Genomic DNA, 22,087 nt, shown 5'->3' with positions numbered 1-22,087 from the left:
GTGCGCCGCGCCGGGAGAGCACCGGTGACCCGTCCTCCGCGCGCGGCGACGCGCCCGCTTCCACCACCGGCCCCGGCCGTAGCGGCCGCCGCGCCAACGTCGGCCGCCTTCCGGACGCCGTGCAGCCGCACACGAGCCCGTAGGCCATCACACCCTCCCCCCCCCCCAACCCCCCGGCCCCACCGAATCGTTGACCCCACCCCCGAACCCCTCTCCCCGACGGACGCAAACCGTCCGACACTCCGCCCCACCCCATGGCGCTCCGCGCTCCCCCGGCGTACAACCCGTGCATGTGGGTCCTCTTCCTCCTGGCCGCCTGGGCGGCGGCCCTCCTCGCCTGTGGCCGCCTGTGCCTGGCGGCGAGTGCCGCCGCGCGGCCGGCGGACCGTGACGGTGCGGCCGGCCCCGGCGGGCCGTACGTCCCGACCCTGTACGAGACGGCGTTCCTGGCCGGCGGTCCGGGCCGTGTCACCGATCTCGCCCTGGTGGTGATGGAGCGTCAGCAGCGGCTGCTGCTCGCGCGGACCGGCTGGGCGACCGTCGTCGACCCCCTGGGCCGTGACGAGCTGGAGCGTTCACTGATCTCCGCGATCGGGCCCGGCGGCCAGGCACCCGTACCGGAGGTCCGCAGCGCCCACGCCGGCACGGACGCCGTCGCGGCCCTGGACGGCCGGCTGACCGAGGCGGGCCTCGCGGTGCCGGCCCCGCGGCGCGCGGCCGTACTGCTGGCGGTCCGTCAAGTGCGCGGCGCCTGCGCCGTGGTGCTGCTGACGGGCGCGGCGGCCGCGCTGGCGGTGCCGCCGGCGAGCGGCTGGCAGGAGGCGGCGGCGTGGTTCTCGCTGCCGCTGCTGATGACGGTGACGTGCCTGGGGTTCGCGCGGATCGAGACCCCGCCGTACACGCGCTGGGCCTCGCCCGCCGGGCAGGACGTGCTGCGTCGCGCCGCCGCCGGGCCTCCGTGCGCCGCTCCGGACGCGCTCACCGCGCTCGCCGTCCACGGCCGCCGGGCCCTGCCGGACGCGGATCTGCGGGCCGCCCTCGCCCCCGGGCCGCGGGGCGGCGGCGGCCCGGGCCCGACCGGACGCATCTGACCGACACCGGCCCGTGGTGCTTTACTTCACCAACCGCCCCGCCAATTATCCCTTTTGTCGCATAGATGTGAAGGGATGGCCAGTGAGAACAGCAGCCTTGTACGGAGCCCTCGGATCGCTCGTTCTCACGGCGCTCACCACCGCGCCGGCCGGCGGCGCGGAACTCGCGTCACCGCCGGGCGGGAAGGCCGAGGCACGCGGCGCGGCCCGCGCCGCCGAGCGGGCCGCCGCCCGCGGCATCCGTTTCACCGCGTGCCCGGCCGCCGAGCAACTGCCCGGCGTCATCCAGTGCGGCACGGTCTCCGTCCCGCTGGACTACGCGCACCCCGACGGCAAGCAGATCCAACTGACCGTCAGCCGTTCCCGCGCCACCGGCTCCCGCACCGAGCGGCAGGGCGCGCTGCTGTACAACCCGGGCGGGCCCGGCGGCTCCGGCATGTTCTTCCCGCTGCTCTCCGGTCTCGGCTCGTGGCAGACGCTCGCCAAGGCGTACGACTTCGTCGGCTACGCCCCGCGCGGCGTGGGCCGTTCGGCGCCCCTGTCCTGCGTCGACCCGCGCGCCTTCACCAAGGCGCCCAGCGACGCGCCCGAACACCCCTCGCCCGCCTACAAGAAGGCGCGCGTCGCGCAGGCCCGCGGCTACGCGCAGGGCTGCGCCCGCCGCGCGGGCAGGGACCTGCAGTTCTTCAACAGCCTCAACAACGCCCGCGACCTGGACGTGCTGCGCGCCGCGCTGGGCGAGAAGAAGCTGAACTACATCGGGGCGTCCTACGGCACCTACTTCGGCGCCGTGTACGCGACGCTGTTCCCCGGGCACGTGCGCCGCATGGTCTTCGACAGCGTCGTCAACCCCGACCCGCACATGATCTGGTACGGCAGCAACCTCGCCCAGTCCGCGGCCTTCGAGGTCCGCTGGAGCGACTGGCGGCGCTGGACGGCCCGGCACGACGACGTCTACCACCTGGGCCGTACCCCGCACCAGGTGCTGGCCTCCTACGACCGGGCCCGCCGGCAGCTCGCCCGCCGGCCCGTCGCCGGGAAGATCGGCCCCGGCCAGCTGCAGGCGGCCTTCCTCCAGGTCGGCTACGCGGACAGTGCCTGGCCCCGCAGCGCGGCCGCGCTCTCGGCGTATCTCGACGGCAACGACCGGCCGTTGCGCGCGCTCGCGACGCCCGACGCGTCCGGCGCGGTGGCCGCCGAGAACTCCAACGCCGTCTACACGGCCGTCGAGTGCAACGACGCGCGCTGGCCCACGAGTTGGCCGGTGTGGGACCGGGACAACTCCCGGCTGGCCGGCCGGGCGCCGTTCGAGACCTGGGAGAACGCGTGGATGAACCTGCCGTGCGCCTTCTGGCCGGCGCACCGGCAGCGGCCGCTGGACATCGGCGTCGCGCGCCGCGCGCTGCCGCCCACCCTGCTGCTGGCCGCCGAGCGGGACGCGGCCACCCCGTACAAGGGGGCGCTGGAACTCCAGCGCAGGCTGCCGGGTTCGGCGCTGGTGACCGAGCGGGGCGCGGGCACGCACGGCATCGCCAACGGCCCCAACGCGTGCGTCAACGCCCACACCAACCGCTATCTGCTCACCGGGGCGCTCCCGGCGCGGCGCACCTCCTGCGCGCCGCGCCCGGAACCGGTCCCGGCGGCCACGACGGACGGCCCGTAGCAGCCGTACCGCCGCCCGGCCGGTGCCCGCCGGTCAGGCCAGGCCGGCGATGAGCTCGGCGACCGCCCTGCGCCGCCCGGTGTAGAACGGCACCTCCTCGCGCACGTGCATCCGCGCCTCGGAGCCGCGCAGATGACGCATGAGGTCGACGATGCGGTAGAGGTCGTTGGCCTCGAAGGCGAGGATCCACTCGTAGTCGCCCAGCGAGAAGGAGGCGACGGTGTTGGCGCGCACGTCGGGGAAGCCGCGGGCCATCTTGCCGTGGTCGGCGAGCATACGGCGGCGGTCCTCGTCGGGCAGCAGGTACCAGTCGTAGCTGCGCACGAAGGGGTAGACGCTGACGTAGTCGCGCGGCTCCTCGTCGGCGAGGAACGCCGGGATGTGCGACTTGTTGAACTCGGCGGGCCGGTGCAGCGCCATGTTCGACCACACCGGCTGCAGGGCGCGGCCGAAGCGGGTGCGGCGGAAGCGGTTGTAGGCGTCCTGCAGGGCGTCCGAGGTCTCGGAGTGCCACCAGATCATGACGTCGGCGTCGGCCCGCAGACCGGAGAGGTCGTACGTGCCGCGCACGGTCACGTCCTTCTCGGCGAGCTGCGCGAACAGCTCCTCCACCTCGTCGGCGTAGCCGGAGCGGTCCTGCGGCAGGACGTCGCGGAGCTTGAAGACCGACCAGAGGGTGTAGCGGATGACCTCGTTGAGGTCCTTGGCCTTCTTGCCGGCGTTGGGGATCTTCTCGGGCGCGTGAGTCATGTCCCTATTGTCACTCGCCGCCGGAAGGACCTTCCGCCAGGGTGGCCAGGCCCGTGACGATCTCGTCGGCGGCCCGCCGGCCGCTCGCGACGCACGCGGGGATGCCCACACCGTCGTAGACCGCGCCGCACACGCGCAGCCCGGGCAGGGCCGCGACGTGGTCGCGGATCCGCGCGACGCGGGCGAGGTGGCCGACGGGGTACTGCGGCAGCCCGCCGTACCAGCGGTCGACGCGGCTCGCGACGGGCGCGGCCGTGAGGCCCACGGCTTCCCCGAGGTCCTTCAGCGACATCGCGACGAGCTCGGCGTCCTCGCGCCGCAGGTCCTCCTCCTCGCCGTAGCGGCCGATGGAGGTGCGCAGGACGAACAGGTCCGGGTCGGCGTCGGCGGCCCAGCGCCACTTGCGGGCGGAGAACGTGGACGCCTTGATCTTCCGGCCGTCGACGGGCGGCACGAGGAAGCCGCTGCCCTGCGGCAGGCCGGCCACCTCCGGGCGGCGGAAGGCCATGGTCACCAGGGCCATGGAGGCGTACTCGACGGCGGCGAGCTCGGCGGCGGCCGCGGGGACGGACTCCCGCAGGATCCGCCGGGCCTCGGGGGCGGGCACCGCGACGACCACCGCGTCGGCCTCGACGGCCCGGTCGTCGACGGCGACCTCCCACGCGTCGCCGCACCAGCGCAGGCCGCGCACGACGGTCCTCGTGAGGATCTCCCCGCCGGCCGCGCGCACCGACTCGGCGACGGCGAGGGGCAGTTGGCCGATGCCGCCCTCGATGCCCATGAAGACGGGCCCGTCCTGCTGCCGCAGCGCGGCGCGCGCCTGGAACTCCCGCACCCCCTCGGCGAGGGAGCGGTGGCCGCGGGCGATGTCGAAGAGCTGGGGGACGGCGGCCCGCATCGAGATGCGGTAGGGGTCGCCCGCGTAGACGCCGCCGAGCAGGGGCTCGACGAGCCGGTCGACGACCTCGCGGCCCATCCGGGAGGCCACGTACGCGCCGAGCGCGACGTCGTCGCCGACCTCTCCGGCGGGCAGGCGCTCGTCCTCGGCGACGCGGGCCAGGCCCTCCTCGGACAGCACGCCGGAGGCGGCGAGCGCGCCGAGGTCGCCGGGCACGCCCATGAGGTGGCCCTTGGGCAGGGGCCGCAGCCCGCCGCGCGTGAAGATCCCGGCGGTGGTGGTGGCGGGCGGCTGCAGCCGGTCGGCGAGGCCGACGGCGCGGGCGAGGGCCACCGCCTCGGGGCGGCGGGCCAGCATGGACTCGGCACCCAGGTCCACGGGGACGCCGGCGAGCTCCCCGGCGCGCAGCTTGCCGCCGAGGCGGGAGGAGGCCTCCAGGAGCGTGACGCGCGCGCCGCCGGCGAGCAGCCGGTGGGCGGCCGCGAGTCCGGAGATCCCGCCGCCGATGACGACGACGTGCTTGCCGGGGCTGTCCGCTGCGCTCATGCCCCCACTCTCTCAGACGGCTCCGGACCGCCCCCGGCCGGTCCGGGCCGCCGCTGTGCGGCCCATTGACAGCGGCTCGGGGCGCTGCGGAGACTCGTCGTCTCCGGACCGATCTTGAACAGCAACCGACCGTTCGCTCCATTCCGCTCTGTTTCGATCCGCTCCGTTCCGCTCCGACCCGAGGAGTCGCCATGAACGACCGCATCCGGGACGTGTACATCCTCGACGCCGTCCGTACCCCCGTCGGCAAGTACGGCGGCGCCCTCGCCTCCGTCCGCCCCGACGACATGGCCGCGCACGTGGTGCGCGCGCTGGCCGACCGGGCCGAAGGGCTGGACCCGGCGCTGGTCGACGACGTGGTGTTCGGCAACGCCAACGGCGCCGGTGAGGAGAACCGCAACGTCGGGCGCATGGCGGCGCTGCTGGCGGGGCTGCCGGTGACCGTGCCGGGGGTGACCGTCAACCGGCTGTGCGCCTCCGGTCTGGAGGCCGTCGTGCACGGCTACCGCGCGATCGCCCTGGGCGACGCCTCGGTCGTGATCGCCGGCGGTGTCGAGTCGATGACACGGGCCCCGCTGGTGCTGTCGAAGGCCGAGCGGCCCTTCCCGGCCGGCCATCAGCAGCTGTACTCGACGACGCTGGGCTGGCGGTTGGTCAACCCCAGAATGCCGGAGGCATGGACGACGCCGCTGGGCGAGTGCGCCGAGCTGATCGCCGACAAGTTCGGCATCAGCCGCGAGGCGCAGGACGCCTACGCGCTGGGCAGCCACCGCAAAGCGGCGGCGGCCTGGCGGGAGGGGGCGTACGACGCCGAGGTCGTCCCGCTGCCGGGGATCGGTCTGCCCCGGGACGAGACCGTCCGGGACGCGGCCGACACCAGTGCTCTGGCCCGCCTCAAGCCGGCCTTCCGCCCTGAGGGCGGCACGGTCACGGCGGGCAACTCCTCCTCGCTCAACGACGGTGCGGCGGCCCTGCTGCTGTGCGACGAGCGGGGGCTGCGCGAGAGCGGCCGGGAGCCGCTCGCCCGGATCCGGGCGTCGGCGGCGAGCGGTATCGAGCCTCATCTGTTCGGCCTGGGGCCCGTCGAGGCCGTGCGCCGGGCGCTGGACAGGGCGGGCCGCACTCTGGCCGACCTGACATACTTCGAGCTCAACGAGGCATACGCGGCACAGGTTCTGGGATGCTTCGCCCAGTGGCCCGACCTCGACCCCGATGTGGTCAACCGGCGCGGCGGAGCGATCGCGATCGGTCACCCGCTGGGCTGCTCCGGCGCCCGGATCGCGGGGTCGCTCGCGCACCAGCTCGCGGCGGCGGGCGCGGGTACGGGCCTCGCGGCGCTGTGCGTCGGCGTCGGCCAGGGCCAGGCGCTGGTGCTGGAACGCTGACCGCGCAGCCGTGCGCGTGAGGTCCGTGCGGGTCCGGGCAGGCCGATCCCCGTCCGCTGCTTGGAGAGGTCTCGTGATGCGTACGACCGTCGGCATCATCGGCGCGGGCCCGGCCGGGCTGCTGCTCGCGCGACTGCTGCACCGGGCCGGAGTGGACTGCGTGGTCCTGGAGGCCCGCGACCGGGAACGCGTCGAGCGCGGCCGGCGCGGCGGGCTGCTGGAGCAGGGGGTGACGGACGCGCTGCGGGAGTGCGGCGCGGCGGACCGCCTCGACCGGGACGGACTGGAGCTGCGGGGCGTCGAGCTGCGTTTCGAGGGCCGCTCCCACCGGGTGGACCTGCCGTCGCTGACCGGCGGCCGGACGGTCGTGAGCTACCCGCAGTCCGAGCTCGTCAAGGACCTGGTCCTGCTGCAACTGCTGGACGGGCCGCCGCTGTTGTTCGGGGCGCGGGCGCTGGCGGTGGAGAAGCCGGACAGCGAGCAGCCGCTGATCCGTTTCGTCCATGAGGGCCGCGAGCAGACGCTGGAGTGCGAGTGGGTGGCGGGCTGCGACGGCGCGCGCGGTGTCTCCCAGGACGCGCTGCCCGCGGACGGGGTGCGTGCGCACGGGCGTACGCACCCGTGCTCGTGGCTGGGGATCCTGGCCGAAGCGCCGCCCTTCAGTGACGAGTTGCTGCTCGCGGGGCACGAGCGGGGCTTCGCCCTGCACACGGCGCACACCCCCCGGCTGTCCCGGTTCTGCCTCCAGGTGCCGGACGGCACACGGCTTGAGGAGTGGCCGGAGGAGCGGGTGTGGGAGGAGCTGGAGGTACGGCTCGCGGCCGGGGGCGGGGAGCTGCGCCGGGGCCCGGTGGTCGCCCGGTCGGTGACGGCGCTGCGCAGCCGGGTGACCGAGCCGATGCGCCACGGGCGGCTGCTGCTGGCCGGTGACGCCGCGCACCTGGTCCTGCCGACGGCCGCGAAGGGCCTGAACCTGGCCCTGGCGGACGCGGTCACCATGGCGCGGGGCTTCTTCCACTGGCGCGTGAACGGTTCGGCGCAGCTGCTCGACCGCTACTCGGAGCTGTGTCTGCGCCGCGTGTGGCAGGCGCAGCGCTTCGCGCACGATCTGACGGCGCTGCTGCACGCCCCGCCGGACGGCGACCCCTACGACCGGCAGTTGCAGCTCGCGTGGCTGCGCCGGCTGACGGGCCCTACGGCGGCGGCGGCCGAGCTGGCCGAGAACTGCGCGGGGCCGCCGCTGTTCTGACGGCGTTTCAGTCGCCGGGGTCGCCCGCGGCACGGAGGGGTAGGTGGTGTTCATGACATCCACGGACAGCCGCGTACGCTTCACCGCCGACCCGTACGACGCCCCGTCGCGCCGGCCCCAGCGCCCGCCCGTACCGGTGGCCCCGGACCCGGAGGCCGTCGAGCTGACCGGCCCGGTCTTCGGCCCGGCCGACGTCGGTCCCCTCGACCACGATCTGACCCGGCAGCACCGGGGCGAGCCGATCGGCGAACGGATCGTCGTCAGCGGGCGGGTGCTGGACCGCGCGGGCCGCCCCGTGCGCGGCCAGCTCGTCGAGATCTGGCAGGCCAACGCCGCCGGCCGCTACGCGCACCCGGGCGATACGCACCGGGCGCCGCTGGACGCGAACTTCACCGGCACGGGCCGCTGCCTGACCGACGCCGAGGGCCGCTACCGTTTCGTCACCGTCCGCCCCGGCGCCTATCCCCTGCCCGGCGGCGGCAACCTGTGGCGCCCGGCCCACGTGCACTTCTCGTTCTTCGGCACGGCCTTCGTCCAGCGCCTGGTGACACAGATGTACTTCCCGGGCGATCCGCTGCTGGCGTACGACCCGGTCTGGCACGCGGTCGCGGACCCGGCCGCCCGGCAGCGCCTGGTCGCCGTCCACGACCCGCGCCTGAACGAGCCGGAGGAGGCACTGGGTTACCACTGGGACGTGGTCCTGGACGGCCCGGCCGCCACCTGGACCGAGGGGAACCGCTGAGATGACGCCGGAGCGGGCGCTGCCCGCCACCCCCGCGCAGACCGTCGGCCCCTACTTCGGTTTCGCCCTGCCCGCCCCGGGCGCCGCCGGCCTCGCACCCGCCGGGCACCCGGAGGCCGTCACCGTGCACGGGTACGTGTACGACGGCGAGGGCGCGCCGGTCACCGACGCGCTCCTGGAGTTCTGGCAGACGGGCCCCGGCGGCGCTCCCCCGCGCGCACCCGGTGCCCTGCGCCGCGACGGCGCGGCGAGAACCGCCTTCACCGGTTTCGGGCGGGTCCCCACCGACGCGGAGGGCCACTACGCCCTGCGCACCCTGCCGCCGGGCGGCGCGCCGTACCTCGCGGTGGCCCTCTTCACGCGCGGCCTGACGCACCACCTGCGGACACGCGCGTACTTCGCGCTGCCCGGCGACGATCCCCTGCTCGCCGCCCTGCCGCAGGAGCGGCGCGCGACACTGCTGGCCGCCCCGGACCCGGCCCTGCCGCGCGGCCACCGCTTCGACGTGCGGCTGGGCGGGACGGCGGAAACGGTGTTCCTGACGTACCCGCCCGACCCGGCCTAAGCAGGTCGGGCGAAGTCCACTGCGGTACGGCAGCGCCCCGAAGGGGCGCGGGGAACTGCGCGACCAGCCACGACGGCGCCGCAGTCGATCGACGACCCGTTCGCGGCACTTCCAGCGGAGCGCTTAGCGCCGGCTCTGCTCGTGCACGTACTGCACGAGGTGGGTGAGGGCGCCGGGGTCCGTGGCGGGCATGACGCCGTGGCCGAGGTTGAAGACGTGGCCCTCCAGTCCGCGTGCCGCGTCGAGGACCTCGCGGGTCTTGGCCTCGACGGCCTCGCGCGGGGCGAACAGCACGGCCGGGTCGAGGTTGCCCTGCAACGCCTTGCCGGGGCCGACACGGCGGGCGGCCTCGTCGAGCGGGACGCGCCAGTCGACGCCGACCACGTCCGCGCCGGCCTCGCCCATCAGGCCCAGGAGTTCGCCGGTGCCCACACCGAAGTGGATCCGGGGCACGCCGTAGGGGGCGACGGCGTCGAAGACCTTCGCGGAGGCGGGCATGACGAACTGCCGGTAGTCGGCGGGGGCGAGGGCGCCGGCCCAGGAGTCGAAGAGCTGCACCGCGCTCGCGCCCGCCTCGATCTGCACCTTCAGGAAGCCCGAGGTGATCCCGGCGAGCCGGCCGACGAGGTCGGCCCACAGCTCCGGGTCGCCGTAGATCATGGCCTTGGTGCGCTCGTAACTGCGCGAGGGGCCGCCCTCGATGAGGTAGCTGGCGAGCGTGAAGGGGGCGCCGGCGAAGCCGATGAGCGGGGTGGTGCCGAGCTCGGCGGTGAGCATGCCCACGGCCTCGGTCACGTACGGCACGTCCTCGGGCGTGAGCGGGCGCAGCCGCGCGAGGTCGGCGCGGGTGCGGAAGGGCTCGGCGACGACGGGGCCGACGCCGGGCTTGATGTCGAGGTCGATGCCGATGGCCTTGAGCGGCACGACGATGTCGCTGAAGAAGATCGCGGCGTCGACGCCGTGCCGGCGCACGGGCTGCAGGGTGATCTCGGTGACGAGCTCGGGCCGCATGCACGAGTCGAGCATCGGGATGCCCTCGCGCACCTTGCGGTACTCCGGCAGCGAGCGTCCCGCCTGGCGCATGAACCACACCGGCGTGTGCGGCACGGGCTCACGGCGGCACGCCCGCAGGAACGCCGAGTCGTGCGCCGCGCTGCGGCGGGTCTGCTGCTGGCTGGGCTCCCTGCGCTCACTCATGCCCCAAATCTTCGCACGGGCCGAACGAGTGACCCGCCCATGTGGGTGTCGTACCGGGAAGCGGGGGTCCTTCCGCCTAGTCTTCCGGGCATGGCTGCGGCGCAGGGACACCTCTCGGACGGTCCGGACGACGCGGACGGGGAGGAATCCCCGTCCCTCTTCCGGCAAGCGGTCGCCGGGCTGCAAGGGGTGCGCCTGCGGCCGGAGATCGAGCTCGACCCCACCCCGCCGCCCCAGCGGCTCGCCCCGTTCTCGTACGCCCTGGAGGCGGCGGTCGTCGTGGACGACACGGAGCTGGCCGACGGGCGGCTGATCCTGCTGCACGACCCGGCGGGGCACGACGCGTGGCGCGGCACCTTCCGGCTCGTCACCCTCGTCCAGGCCGACCTGGAGCCGGAGATGGCGGCGGACCCGCTGCTGCCGGAGGTGTGCTGGTCCTGGCTGACGGGCGCGCTGGAGGCGCGGCGGGTGCCGTACACGGCGCCGAGCGGGACGGTCACGCGCGCGGGTTCGCACTACTTCGGGGGGCTGGCGGACCGGGAGCCGTCGACGCGCATCGAGATCCGCGCCTCGTGGTCGCCGGCCCCCGAGGCGGCCGGGGTGCCGGACACCGCGGCGCACCTGGCCGCGTGGTGCGATCTGCTGTGCCAGATCGCCGGGCTGCCGCCGGGCGGGGCTCCGGAGGCCGGGGTGGTGACGCTTCCGCAGCGCCGCGACCCGCACAGTCGCTGAGCGGCCGACCCCTCGGCCAGCCGTCCGAATTGCCCGAATTGTTACTCACTAATTCGTGATCATTCCCTAAAGCCGGGCCGGTTCGCTGCCGAAGAGGCTTGTGACCCTTCCCATACGGATCGCCCCGGCTTATCCCCCAAGTCGGCACCGTCCCGCCACTCCCCCACTGGAGGCTTGGTGTCCGTACTCCTTGAGCAACCTGCGAGCCTCGCCTACCGCCCGAACAAGCCGACGGCCATGGTCGTGGTCGCCGACCCCCGCGTCCGCTCCACCGTCACCCGCCATCTGTGGGCCCTGGGCGTCCGGGACGTGATCGAGGCGTCGTCCATCGCCGAGGCCCGCCCCCGGATCGGCAACCCGCGCGACATCTGCGTCGCCGACGTCCACCTCCCCGACGGCTCCGGGCTGACCCTGCTGTCGGAGACCCGCGCCGCGGGCTGGCCCAACGGCCTCGCCCTCTCCGCCGCCGACGACATCGGCGCCGTGCGCAACGCCCTCGCCGGCGGCGTCAAGGGCTATGTCGTCACCGGCACCCGCACCAACCTCGGCGTCCCCGGCCGCCCCGGCGCCGCCCCCATCGGCTCCGCCGCCGCGGCCCGGCTGCACCGCCGCCCGCCCGGCGCCCCCGGCCACCCCGGTGGCTACCGCGAGCTGTCCGGCCGCGAGGTCGAGGTACTGCGGCTGGTCGCGGAGGGGCAGTCCAACAAGGCCATCGGCGTCTCGATGGGGCTGTCCGCCCTCACGGTCAAGAGCCACCTCGCCCGCATCGCCCGCAAGCTCGGCACCGGCGACCGCGCCGGAATGGTCGCGGTCGCGCTGCGCACCGGCATCATCCACTGACCCGGCACAGCCCGCAGAAGCGGACGGAATCCCCCTTTCCCCTATTACCTCCGAAAACTCCGCAAGTACCGATGAAACCTCCGCAAGCACTGCGGAAACCCGCACCGCGCCCGTCGTCGGCACGCCGCCGCCGACGGGCGCTTGCCATGCACAGATACCCTTGACGGGTGACCGACGCCCAAGAGACCGCAGCAGACCAACCACTGCGCAACACCGGGGGCGCCCCCCCGGACGACGTCGAGACGGCGCCGATCCCCCTGCTGGAACCGCGTGAGGGCATCCCGCCGGTGGTCGCGGACGAGGCCGCGCTCGCCGGGGTCGTCGCCGCCTTCGCCGCGGGCAGCGGCCCCGTCGCCGTCGACGCCGAGCGCGCCTCCGGCTACCGCTACGGCCAGCGCGCCTATCTGGTGCAGCTGCGCCGGGCCGGCGCGGGCTCCGCGCTCGTCGACCCCGTGGGCTGCCCCGATCTGACCGCGCTCGGCGAAGCCGTCGCCGACGCCGAGTGGGTGCTGCACGCCGCCACGCAGGACCTGCCGTGCCTGCGCGAAATAGGGATGGCGCCGGCCCGGCTGTTCGACACCGAGCTCGCGGGCCGCCTCGCCGGCTTCGCGCGCGTCGGCCTCGGCGCCATGGTCGAGAACGTCCTGGGCTACGCCCTGGAGAAGGGCCACTCCGCCGTCGACTGGTCCACCCGCCCGCTGCCCGAGCCCTGGCTGCGCTACGCCACCCTCGACGTGGAGCTCCTGATCGACCTGCGGGACGCGCTGGAGGAGGAGCTGGAGCGGCAGGGGAAGCTGGAGTGGGCCCGCGAGGAGTTCGCGGCCATCGCCGCCGCCCCGCCCCCGCCGCCGCGCAAGGACCCCTGGCGCCGCACCTCCGGCATGCACAAGGTGCGCCGGCGGCGGCAGCTGGCGGTGGTCCGCGAGCTGTGGACCGCCCGCGACCTGGTGGCCCAGCGCCGCGACGTCTCGCCCGGCAAGGTCCTCGGCGACGCCGCCATCGTCGAGGCCGCGCTGAACATGCCCGCCAACACCCAGGCGCTCGCGGCCCTGCCCGGCTACGGGCACCGCACGAGCCGCAAGCAGTTGGAGCAGTGGCAGGCGGCGGTCGACCGCGCCCGCGCCCTGCCCGACAGCGAACTGCCGCAGCCCGGCCAGCCCGTGACCGGCCCGCCGCCGCCCCGCGCGTGGGCGGACAAGGACCCGGCCGCGGCCGGCCGGCTCGCGGCGGCCCGTACCGCCGTCTCCGAGCTGGCCGAGCGGCTGACCATGCCGCAGGAGAACCTGATCACCCCCGACACCGTGCGCCGCGTGTGCTGGGAGCCCCCCAAGGAGACCACGCACGAGGCCGTCGCCGAGGCGCTCGCCGCCCACGGCGCCCGCCGCTGGCAGATCGAGCAGGTGACCCCGGTGCTGGTCAACGCGCTGCGGGCGGCCTCCTCCTAAAGTGCCCGCACCCGTGCGAGGGCCCCCGATCCCGCTTCCGGCGGGGCCGGGGGCCCTCGCGCGTCCCGCGTGCCGGTGTGACCTTCACCGCTGTGCCCGGGGGGACTGTGCAGCGTGGTTACTCGTAAGTAGCATGACGGTGAGTCCCGCGCCGTGGCGTACCCCCGTTTCGGCATGCCCGCGCGCCGCGATCCGCACCTGGAGGAGAGCCAACGTGCCTCGTACCGCTAGGGACGTCGTCTTCGTCGACGGCGTCCGCACCCCGTTCGGCAAGGCGGGCCCGAAGGGCATCTACCACGAGACCCGCGCGGACGACCTGGTCGTCAAGTGCATCCGTGAGCTGCTGCGCCGCAACCCCGACCTGGAGCCGGCCCGGGTCGACGAGGTCGCCGTGGCCGCCACCACGCAGATCGGCGACCAGGGGCTGACCCTGGGCCGTACCGCGGGCATCCTCGCGGGGCTGCCGCAGTCCGTGCCCGGCTACTCCATCGACCGTATGTGTGCCGGTGCGATGACGGCCGTCACCACCGTCGCCGGCGGTATCGCCTTCGGCGCGTACGACATCGCCGTCGCGGGCGGCGTCGAGCACATGGGCCGGCACCCGATGGGCGAGGGCGTCGACCCCAACCCGCGCTTCGTCTCGGAGAAGCTCGTCGACGAGTCCGCGCTCGTCATGGGGATGACCGCGGAGAACATCCACGACCGCTTCCCGCAGCTCACCAAGGAGCGCGCCGACCGCTACGGCGTACGCAGCCAGGAGAAGGCCGCCAAGGCCTACGCCGACAACAAGATCCAGCAGGATCTGGTGCCGATCGCCGTACGCCGCACCAACCCGGAGACCGGCGAGACCGGCTGGGGCCTGGCCACGGTCGACGAGCCGATGCGACCGGGCACCACCCTGGAGGCCCTCGCGGGCCTGAAGACCCCCTTCCGTGTGCACGGGCGGGTCACCCCGGGCACCTCCTCCGGCCTCAACGACGGTGCGACGGCCTCGCTGATCGCCGCCGAGGACGTGGCGCGCGAGCTGGGCCTGCCGGTGAAGATGCGGCTGGTGTCCTACGCGTTCGCCGGTGTCGAGCCGGAGCTGATGGGCCTGGGCCCGATCCCCTCGACCCAGAAGGCGCTCGCCAAGGCGGGCCTGTCCATCGACGACATCGGCCTGTTCGAGCTCAACGAGGCGTACGCGGTGCAGGTGCTGTCCTTCCTGGACCACTTCGGCATCGACGACGACGACCCGCGCGTCAACCAGTGGGGCGGCGCGATCGCCTTCGGCCACCCGCTGGCCTCCTCCGGTGTCCGGCTGATGAACCAGCTGGCGCGGCAGTTCGAGGAGCAGCCCGAGGTCCGCTACGGCATCACCTCGATGTGCGTGGGCTTCGGCATGGGCGGCACGGTCATCTGGGAGAACCCGCACTGGGAGGGCAAGTGAGTACCACCGCCGAGCTGTTGAAGGGTGCGGCCGGGCTCTTCCCGGGCGAGGTCGTCACACAGGCGCACGTACGCCACCTCGACCTCCCGTACGGGGCGGGCAGGTTCGCGCTGATCACGCTGGACAACGGCCTGGACCACACCAAGCCGACCACCTTCGGCCCGCAGTCGCTGGCGAACCTCAACACTGCCATCGACCAGGTGGAGAAGGAGGCCGCCGAGGGCACGATCGTCGGCGCCGGCCTCACGGGCAAGCCGTTCATCTTCGCCGTCGGCGCCGACCTCAAGGGCGTCGAGGTCGTCAAGCGGTACGAGGACGCGCTGGCCATCGGCATCAGCGGCCACGAGGTCTTCAAGCGCCTCGCGGCGCTCGCGGTGCCCACGTTCGCGTACTACAACGGCGCGGCCATGGGCGGCGGCGTCGAGGTCGGCCTGCACTGCACGTACCGCACCGTCTCCAAGTCGCTGCCGGCGTTCTCGCTGCCCGAGGTCTTCCTCGGCCTGGTCCCCGGCTGGGGCGGCTGCACGCTGCTGCCGAACCTCATCGGCCCCGACCGCGCCGTCAAGGTCATCATCGAGAACGCCCTCAACCAGAACCGTCAGCTCAAGGGCAAGCAGGTCGCCGAACTCGGCATCGCCGACGCGCTCTTCGAGGGCGCGGACTTCCTGGAGCAGTCGCTGCTGTGGACCGCGAAGGTCCTCAAGGGCGACATCCACATCGACCGCCCCGAGATCGACCGCGGCGAGTCCTGGGACGCCGCCGTCGAGCGCGGCCGGGCGATCGCCGACTCCAAGGTGCACGGCGCCGCCCCGGCCGCCTACCGCGCGCTCGACATCATCTCCGCCGCGAAGAACGGCGACCTGCGCCAGGGCTTCGAGGCCGAGTCCCGCGCCCTCGCCGACCTCATCATGTGCGGTGAACTGCGCTCCGGCATCTACGCGTTCAACCTGGTGCAGAAGCGCGCCAAGCGCCCCGCCGGCGCCCCGGACAAGTCGCTGGCCCGCCCCGTCACCAAGGTCGGTGTCGTCGGCGCCGGTCTGATGGCCTCCCAGCTCGCGCTGCTCTTCGCGCGCCGCCTGGAGGTGCCGGTCGTCCTGACCGACATCGACCAGGAGCGCGTCGACAAGGGTGTGGGCTACGTCCACGGCGAGATCGACAAGCTGCTCGGCAAGGGCCGCATCAACCAGGACAAGGCCAACCGCCTGAAGGCCCTGGTGACCGGCTCCCTGGACAAGGCCGCCGCCTTCTGCGACGCCGACTTCGTCATCGAGGCCGTCTTCGAGGAAATGGGCGTCAAGCAGCAGGTGTTCGCGGAGGTCGAGGCCGTCGTGCCCGAGCACGCGATCCTCGCGACGAACACCTCCTCGCTGTCCGTCACCGAGATGGCCTCGAAGCTCAAGCACCCCGAGCGGGTCGTCGGCTTCCACTTCTTCAACCCCGTCGCGATCCTGCCGCTGCTGGAGATCGTGCGCGGCGAACGCACGGACGACGCGGCCCTCGCCACGGCCTTCGGCGTCGCGAAGAAGCTGAAGAAGACGGCCGTCCTGGTCAAGGACGCCCCGGCGTTCGTCGTCAACCGCATCCTCACCCGCTTCATGGGCGAGATCCAGAACACCATCGACGAGGGCACCCCGGTCGCCGTCGCCGAGCGCGCGGTCGAGCCGCTGGGCCTGCCGATGTCGCCGCTGGTCCTTCTGGAACTGGTCGGCCCGGCGATCGGCCTGCACGTCTCCGAGACACTGGCGGGCGCCTTCCCCGACCGCTTCAAGGTGTCGGCCAACTTGGCGGCCGTCGTCAAGGCGGGCAAGCGCGGCTTCTACGTCCACGACTCCGGCAAGCCGGAACTGGACCCGGAGGTGCTGTCGCTGCTCCAGCAGGGCGACGTGGTCCTGACGGAGGAGCAGGTACGGGCCCGGGTTCTTGAGGCTGTGGCCCAGGAGATCGGGCTGATGCTGGACGAGGGCGTCGTCGCCGAGGCCCAGGACATCGACCTGTGCCTCATCACCGGTGCGGGGTGGCCCTTCCATCTGGGCGGCATCACGCCGTACTTGGACCGGGAGGGCGTTTCCGAGCGGGTCAACGGGAAGCGGTTCCTGGAGGCGGGGGTTGCGAGCGTTCCGGCGTAAGCGGGGGGTTTTCGCGGCTGGTTGAGGGCCGTGCGGCCCGGGCTTTGTCCCGGGCCGCGCGGCCCTTCCGCTTGTCACGGGTGCATTTCTTGCTGGTGTCTCTCCAACTCTGTCTGGAGTTTGAAGGCTTGCTGAAAATGGCCATCGCGGAGGGCGGTGGTGCGGGTCATCATGAGGCGGGCGCAGAGCATGCAGGGCAGGGGTTCCAGCTGCTGCCGGGTCGGCGGGGTGTCCGTCATGTGTCGCCGCTCCCGGCGGAAGCGGCCCGTTCCTGCCGGATTTCGTCCGGGGGTGCGAGTCTGAGCGCTCGCGGCAGGCAGTCCCACTCACGTCCGCCGCCGAGGGGGCGGAGCTGTACGTACGGGCCTTCCTTACCCATGAGCTGGCCCAGGCGTCCGGTCCGCCTGTCGACGACGTAGACGCCGGTGCGGTAGGTCATCGCTCTCCTCTCTCGCACTCACCTCTGTGCGCTTCAGGTAACCGGGCAGTCACGCGTGGCGGTACGGTGGGCGGCGGTGGCCGGTTTTAAGAGCTTTAAGCGCTGTGCTGGGCCGAGGAGTTGAGAGCTGTGCGGGGTCTCGTGCCGAACGCGGGTCTGGAGCGGCTGTTCCGGGAGTCGGGGTGGACTCTGCGCCAGTTGGCACAGGCGGTGAACAGGGTCGGTACGGAGCGGGGTACACCGCTGAAGTACCGGGAGCCGTCGGTGCATCAGTGGTTGTCCGGGCATCTGCCGAAGGAGGACGTACGGCCGCTGGTGCTGGAGGCACTGGCACGGAGGCTGGGGCGGCCGGTGTCGTACGGGGAGGCGGGGTTCCCGGTGTCGGCTCCGGGCGGGGCGGTGGCGCGGGAGGGGACGGCAGAGGGGCTGATCGACCTCGGGCGGCAGGACATGGATCCGTCGCGGCGAGGGGTCTTGGGGGCGGGGCTGTTCTCGGTGGCGCTCACGGTGCCGGGGTGGCCGGACGTGGTGGGGCGGATGGAGGCGGTCCAGTCCGGGGCTGTCGCGCGGATCGGGATGCCCGAGGTCGACATGGTGATCGCCATGACGGAACGGGTCTCGGAAATCGACGACGAGTTCGGGGGACGACATGCGCGACCGTTGGCGGCGGCGTTTCTGGTGAACACGGTGGCGCCGTACTTGCGGGCGGGGGGCCCGGGGCCGGTGCGAAAGGCAATGATGTCGGCGGCTTCTGATCTGTGCTACCTCACGGGGTACATGGCGGTCGACGAGGGTCTGCACGGCCTGGCCCAGCGGTACTACGTCAAGGCGCTGGAACTGGCCGGGGCTTCGGAGGACCACCTGACCTACTGCACGACGCTGCGGGGCATGAGTGTGCAGGCCGTGGACCTTGGGCACGGGAAAGAGGCAATGCGGCTTGCGGATGCGGCTGCGGCATCGTCTCCGCAGGCCGGTCCCCGGATGCGGGCGTTCCTGACCGGGCAGCAGGCACATGCGGCAGCGCAGTTGGGCAGCCGGGAGAAGGCGTTGGCGTATCTCCGGGAGGCGGAAGTGGCCATGGAGAAGGCCGAGTCCAGGGAAGCGACATTCGCGTCCTACAACCCGTCCTCGCTCGCCTACCACATCGGGCAGGTCCGCTACGAACTCGGTGACGTGACCGGATCCATCGAGGCCCTGGAAGAGTCCGACAAGCTCCGCCACAGCTCCCACCGACGCACCCGTGTCCGATACTTGTCGATGCTCGCCGAACGGCAGCTGGGAACCGGACACTTGGAATTCGCATGCGCAACATGGTCCAACGCACTGGACATCTACCCCCAGGTCCACTCGGGCCAGTGCGACGAGCACATGTCGGGCATGCTCGGACGGCTACGGCCGTATCTGAAGAACCACACCGCGCGGGAGCTCTACGAGCGTGCCCGCCCGCTCGTCCCAACCACCGCGTGACGAGACCACCGGGGTTGGACGACGGCTCACAGTTGCGCATCGTGCACGGCTGAGATGGCGGCCTCCTCGTAGTCCCACACCCCACGTTCGGCTCCGGCATCCAGAACCGAGCGAACCGCACTGTAGGACTGCTCAGGGGGAACATCGATGACGAAGAGCCCTTTCATCGGCGTAGGGTGCACGACCAGGCCGAGATCCGCCATCTTCCGCCCCAGAAGCAGCTCTGCTCGCCGACCGCCCCTCATGTAGACGATGCCCCGCAGAATGGAGATCAGCTCGCCCGTGTCCATGGAGCCGCCGAAGAGAGCCTTGGGTGCCAGGCCACGGCCCTGAGCGGCTCCGCCCACGCGCCGAGAGATCATGAGGGCATGACACTGTGGATCCGCGCCTACGACAGTGAGAGCGATGTCTGGTCGTACTTTGAACTCGATGACGAGGAATGGGCGCTACGGCAGGTCGACCTGCACGGACCTCAGCGCAGCCCCGTGACGGCGGCCTCGCTGGTAGAGGTCATAGATCTCCGTGATCACGGAGATCTCCAGGCGATGGCTGCCTACGAGCGACAGTACGGCGTCCTCGCGGAGGGCAGCCTGACCGGATGGCAGGATGCGGACGGCGCGGCCGAGGTCACCGCCGGAGAATTCGAGTCGACTTGGGTCATCGCACGAGAGACCCTGAATACAGTCCGCGCAAAGGAGGCGAGTTGACCACGGAGCACCAGCAACTGCTGCGCAAGCGGTACGCCTCCGCCCCCGTCATACCTGCCCCAGAACCCTGGCAGCCCGTTTTTGCCCACAGGACCCCCATCGGGGGCCTGCTCGGCATCGGCTTCGCCGTCCATCCCGGCAACGGACACGACCTCGTCATGGTTGTGTCGAGCAGCGGCCACGGGCTCTTCGACGCGGTCACCGGCGAGAAGATCGCGCGCGACCGGGATCCCGACCCCGAGACAAGCAATCCTGACGCCCACCCGGACCTCGCCTGCCCCGGACTCGGCCCGGTCGCAGGCACCCAGGTTCACATTGCCGGCCTCTTCGGTGGCGGTCTGCACAGCACCACACCGGACGGATGGTCCCTTGATGTCGTCAGCCCCGAGTGGCCCCACGACCGCGTCATCCTCTCCGCGGACGGCGGGATCCACCGAGGCCCGGCAGGAGGGACGTGGTGGCACATCTTCCACTCCGACTACTCACAACTCCGCACCGTCGGATTCTCCCCCTCGGGCCGAACCCTGGCCGTCGCCACCAGTAGCGACCTCACTCTCTGGGCCCGCGAGCGGCTGCACTTCGACGACTAAGCGGACGTAGGACACCGGGGCTAAGAGCAGCCGTGAAGCGAGCGCATCTCGGATTCCCGGCGATATGTTGTCAGTGGCTGAAGGCACACTGCTCGCATGGATCACTCTTCACGCACTGTGTCCCGTTCAAACACGAAGTCTTCGGGCTGGGTAGAGTCCTTGGGAGGCCCGCTTGTTGCCGTCCCCGTGTCCGTTTTGACGGAATGGGGTGGCTGTTCGGAGAACTGGGGCGAGGAATCAGCCCCCTTGGAGGACTACGACCGCGCTTGCGCCGTCGAGGGCTGGGCCGGACTGCTTGATGTCGGCCGGAGTGGTGCCCAGGCCCTGGTCCTCGCCGACGAGCCCGCCACCACCCGCTACTTGCCCGAGCAGCGGGTGTTCGTGCGCTGGTTGGCCTCGGGCTCGGAAAGCGAGCTGCTTGCCGCGGCGCAGGCCGTCCTGGCCGATCCCGGCATCGAGTGGGAAGACGTCGGCATCTGGGAGACCGACGGGCCGGCCGTGCTCATGGACGCCACCACGCCGGGAGCCGAACTCAACGAGGAGTACCCGGACGGCGGCCTGCCCGAGCAGGCTCCGGTTGCTCTGCCAGCTGGCCGGTGGCGAGTCCGTACGGGTTACGCAAAGAGCGAATTCGCCTCGGTCGGTGTCGTCCAGTTGCTGCCCGAAACTCCGTACTGAGCGGCGACGAGAGGCAGCACTCGGGCGCGATCGGTGAGCGAGAGCCTGGGAGGCAGGTCCGCCGCCTCCGTCTCGATCATGTTCTGCGTGCTCCAGAACTGGCCCGTCACGCAGAGCGGTACCGTGTGCAGGAGTGGCTGCTTTGAACGCTCCGGTGGAACCGAGGAGTTGAGCGCTGTGCAGGACCTGGCACCAAACGAGGGTCTGGAACGGCTGTTCCGCGAAACGGGGTGGTCGTTGCGGCAGATGGCGCAGGCAGTGAACCGGCTGGGTACCGAGCGCGGTACGCCACTCAAGTACCGGGAACCGTCGGTGCACCAGTGGCTGGCCGGGCACCTGCCGAAGGAGGAAGTACGGCCGCTGGTCCTGGAAGCACTGGCACGGAGACTGGGGCGCCCGGTGTCGTACGGGGAAGCGGGGTTCCCGTCGCCGACGGAGGAAACCGGGGTTCGCCAAGGTACAGCGGAAGGGCTCATCGGACTCGGCCGGCAGGACATGGATCCGTCCCGGCGGGGAGTGCTGGGGGCCGGGCTGTTCTCGGTGGCACTGACGGTGCCGGGGTGGCCGGACGTGGTGGGGCGGATGGAGGCGGTCCAGTCCGGCAGTGTTACCCGTATCGGAATGTCCGAGGTCGACATGGTCGTCTCGATGACGGAACGGGTCTCGGAGCTGGACGACCAGTTCGGGGGCCGGCACGCGCGGCCCATGGCAGCGGCGTTCTTGGTGAACACGGTGGGCCCGTATCTGCGGGCAGACGCGCCGGAGAATGTGCGCAGGGCCATGATGTCGGCCGCGTCGGATCTGTGCTATCTCACCGGATACATGGCAGTGGACGAAGGCTTGCACGGGCTCGCGCAGCGGTACTACGTCAAGGCCCTTGAGCTGGCTGGGGCTTCGGAGGACCACCTGACCTACTGCACGACGCTGCGAGGGATGAGCGTGCAGGCCGTGGACTTGGGGCACGGCAAGGACGCGATGCGGCTGGCAGACGCGGCAGCTGCGGCATCGCCGCAGGCGGGACCCCGGATGCGGGCGTTCCTGGCGGGACAACAGGCACATGCGGCGGCGCAGTTGGGGAGCCGCGGGGAGGCACTGAGTTATCTGCGGGAGGCCGAGGCAGCCATGGAGAAGGCCGAATCCCGAGAGAAGACCTTTGGTTCGTACGATCCAGCGGCCTTGAGCTATCACACCAGTCAAGTCCGCTACGAAATGGGCGACATGCGCGGCGCCGTTGAGGCCATGCAGCAGTCCGATCGGTTGCGCTATGCCGTCTACCGACGTACGCGGGTAAAAGAACGTGCGATCCTCGCGGAACGCCAACTCGCCATCGGTCACCTTGAGGCAGCATGCGCTACATGGGGCTTGGCCTTGGACGACTATCCAGCGGTCCAGTCCGGACGCGTGGACCAACGGATGCGGACCATGTTCCAGCTCATCAAACCGCACCAGGGCAACCAGGCTGCCCGAGACCTCTACGAGCGCGCCCGTCCCCTGGTCCGAACCGGCGCATGAGCATAGCAGCGGGCCCGGCCTGACGGATCAGACCGG

At 72.3% G+C, this 22,087-nt stretch carries 21 protein-coding genes; 16 read left to right on the top strand and 5 right to left on the bottom strand.

The annotated features are described in order from the left end of the window. Window positions 1–290: 290 nt before the first annotated feature. Window positions 291–1,091, top strand: a complete 801-nt coding sequence (locus tag ACFP1Z_RS29995; protein WP_390320855.1) for a TIGR04222 domain-containing membrane protein — start codon at window positions 291–293, stop codon at window positions 1,089–1,091. A gap of 82 nt (window positions 1,092–1,173) precedes the next feature. Next, the gene (locus ACFP1Z_RS29990; protein WP_390320854.1) at window positions 1,174–2,754 is read left to right on the top strand and encodes an alpha/beta hydrolase; all 1,581 of its coding nucleotides are present in this window, start codon (window positions 1,174–1,176) and stop codon (window positions 2,752–2,754) included. Window positions 2,755–2,787: 33 nt separating this feature from the next. Here the strand turns inward: ACFP1Z_RS29990 and hemQ are convergent, their stop codons facing one another. Further along, a complete protein-coding gene (gene hemQ, locus ACFP1Z_RS29985) occupies window positions 2,788–3,504 on the bottom strand; it encodes a hydrogen peroxide-dependent heme synthase (protein WP_390320853.1) in 717 nt (238 codons plus the stop codon). A 10-nt stretch (window positions 3,505–3,514) separates the two neighbouring features. Next, window positions 3,515–4,948, bottom strand: coding sequence for a protoporphyrinogen oxidase (gene hemG, locus ACFP1Z_RS29980; RefSeq protein WP_390320852.1), 1,434 nt, complete (start codon window positions 4,946–4,948; stop codon window positions 3,515–3,517). Between the two features lie 191 nt (window positions 4,949–5,139). Between hemG and ACFP1Z_RS29975 the strand changes: the two genes are divergently transcribed. The 4 genes from ACFP1Z_RS29975 (at window position 5,140) to pcaG (ending at window position 8,889) form a co-directional block, all read left to right on the top strand. Continuing rightward, a complete protein-coding gene (locus ACFP1Z_RS29975) occupies window positions 5,140–6,333 on the top strand; it encodes a thiolase family protein (protein WP_390320851.1) in 1,194 nt (397 codons plus the stop codon). A 76-nt stretch (window positions 6,334–6,409) separates the two neighbouring features. Beyond that, window positions 6,410–7,582 carry a 4-hydroxybenzoate 3-monooxygenase gene (locus tag ACFP1Z_RS29970; RefSeq protein ID WP_390320850.1) on the top strand — a complete coding sequence of 391 codons (1,173 nt, stop codon included), beginning with the start codon at window positions 6,410–6,412 and terminating at the stop codon, window positions 7,580–7,582. Window positions 7,583–7,634: 52 nt separating this feature from the next. After that, window positions 7,635–8,324 carry a protocatechuate 3,4-dioxygenase subunit beta gene (gene pcaH / locus ACFP1Z_RS29965; protein ID WP_390320849.1) on the top strand — a complete coding sequence of 230 codons (690 nt, stop codon included), beginning with the start codon at window positions 7,635–7,637 and terminating at the stop codon, window positions 8,322–8,324. A 1-nt stretch (window position 8,325) separates the two neighbouring features. Next, entirely contained in the window at window positions 8,326–8,889 is a 564-nt protein-coding gene (pcaG, locus tag ACFP1Z_RS29960) for a protocatechuate 3,4-dioxygenase subunit alpha (protein ID WP_390320848.1), read from the top strand. Between the two features lie 123 nt (window positions 8,890–9,012). Here the strand turns inward: pcaG and hemE are convergent, their stop codons facing one another. Continuing rightward, window positions 9,013–10,086, bottom strand: a complete 1,074-nt coding sequence (gene hemE, locus ACFP1Z_RS29955; RefSeq protein ID WP_390320847.1) for a uroporphyrinogen decarboxylase — start codon at window positions 10,084–10,086, stop codon at window positions 9,013–9,015. A gap of 90 nt (window positions 10,087–10,176) precedes the next feature. On the opposite strand from hemE, the gene ACFP1Z_RS29950 reads away from it, so the two are divergent. The 5 genes from ACFP1Z_RS29950 (at window position 10,177) to ACFP1Z_RS29930 (ending at window position 16,658) form a co-directional block, all read left to right on the top strand. Next, window positions 10,177–10,818, top strand: a complete 642-nt coding sequence (locus ACFP1Z_RS29950; protein WP_390320846.1) for a DUF3000 domain-containing protein — start codon at window positions 10,177–10,179, stop codon at window positions 10,816–10,818. 177 nt (window positions 10,819–10,995) lie between these two features. Then, a complete protein-coding gene (locus ACFP1Z_RS29945) occupies window positions 10,996–11,658 on the top strand; it encodes a LuxR C-terminal-related transcriptional regulator (RefSeq protein ID WP_390320845.1) in 663 nt (220 codons plus the stop codon). A gap of 167 nt (window positions 11,659–11,825) precedes the next feature. Further along, window positions 11,826–13,103, top strand: coding sequence for a ribonuclease D (locus tag ACFP1Z_RS29940; protein ID WP_390320844.1), 1,278 nt, complete (start codon window positions 11,826–11,828; stop codon window positions 13,101–13,103). Window positions 13,104–13,317: 214 nt separating this feature from the next. Beyond that, window positions 13,318–14,532, top strand: coding sequence for a thiolase family protein (locus ACFP1Z_RS29935; protein ID WP_390320843.1), 1,215 nt, complete (start codon window positions 13,318–13,320; stop codon window positions 14,530–14,532). Next, complete coding sequence (locus tag ACFP1Z_RS29930; RefSeq protein WP_390320842.1) at window positions 14,529–16,658, top strand: 3-hydroxyacyl-CoA dehydrogenase NAD-binding domain-containing protein; 2,130 nt, start codon at window positions 14,529–14,531, stop codon at window positions 16,656–16,658. The genes ACFP1Z_RS29935 and ACFP1Z_RS29930 overlap by 4 nt, the downstream gene beginning before the upstream one ends. Before the next feature lie 235 nt (window positions 16,659–16,893). On the opposite strand, the gene ACFP1Z_RS29925 is transcribed toward ACFP1Z_RS29930, so the two are convergent. Next, window positions 16,894–17,097, bottom strand: coding sequence for a hypothetical protein (locus tag ACFP1Z_RS29925; RefSeq protein WP_390320841.1), 204 nt, complete (start codon window positions 17,095–17,097; stop codon window positions 16,894–16,896). Window positions 17,098–17,226: 129 nt separating this feature from the next. Here ACFP1Z_RS29925 and ACFP1Z_RS29920 point away from each other — a divergent pair, with 129 nt between their 5' ends. Beyond that, entirely contained in the window at window positions 17,227–18,564 is a 1,338-nt protein-coding gene (locus ACFP1Z_RS29920) for a tetratricopeptide repeat protein (RefSeq protein ID WP_390320840.1), read from the top strand. Between the two features lie 26 nt (window positions 18,565–18,590). Here ACFP1Z_RS29920 and ACFP1Z_RS29915 read toward each other — a convergent pair whose 3' ends face one another. Then, window positions 18,591–18,926, bottom strand: a complete 336-nt coding sequence (locus ACFP1Z_RS29915) for a hypothetical protein (RefSeq protein ID WP_390320839.1) — start codon at window positions 18,924–18,926, stop codon at window positions 18,591–18,593. Between the two features lie 6 nt (window positions 18,927–18,932). Between ACFP1Z_RS29915 and ACFP1Z_RS29910 the strand changes: the two genes are divergently transcribed. The 4 genes from ACFP1Z_RS29910 (at window position 18,933) to ACFP1Z_RS29895 (ending at window position 22,051) form a co-directional block, all read left to right on the top strand. After that, a complete protein-coding gene (locus tag ACFP1Z_RS29910) occupies window positions 18,933–19,271 on the top strand; it encodes a hypothetical protein (protein ID WP_390320838.1) in 339 nt (112 codons plus the stop codon). Next, complete coding sequence (locus tag ACFP1Z_RS29905) at window positions 19,268–19,861, top strand: hypothetical protein (protein WP_390320837.1); 594 nt, start codon at window positions 19,268–19,270, stop codon at window positions 19,859–19,861. The genes ACFP1Z_RS29910 and ACFP1Z_RS29905 overlap by 4 nt, the downstream gene beginning before the upstream one ends. A 96-nt stretch (window positions 19,862–19,957) precedes the next feature. Next, window positions 19,958–20,539, top strand: a complete 582-nt coding sequence (locus ACFP1Z_RS29900) for an Imm21 family immunity protein (protein WP_390320836.1) — start codon at window positions 19,958–19,960, stop codon at window positions 20,537–20,539. 246 nt (window positions 20,540–20,785) lie between these two features. After that, window positions 20,786–22,051: a tetratricopeptide repeat protein gene (locus ACFP1Z_RS29895; RefSeq protein ID WP_390320885.1), complete on the top strand. Its 1,266-nt coding sequence runs from the start codon at window positions 20,786–20,788 to the stop codon at window positions 22,049–22,051. Window positions 22,052–22,087: the final 36 nt, after the last annotated feature.

Source organism: Streptomyces gamaensis (genome assembly GCF_042656465.1).
In the GTDB taxonomy this organism is placed as follows: Bacteria; Actinomycetota; Actinomycetes; order Streptomycetales; family Streptomycetaceae; genus Streptomyces; species Streptomyces gamaensis.
Note: the sequence above shows the minus strand (reverse complement) of the source record. Positions and strands in the feature narration are given on the sequence as shown.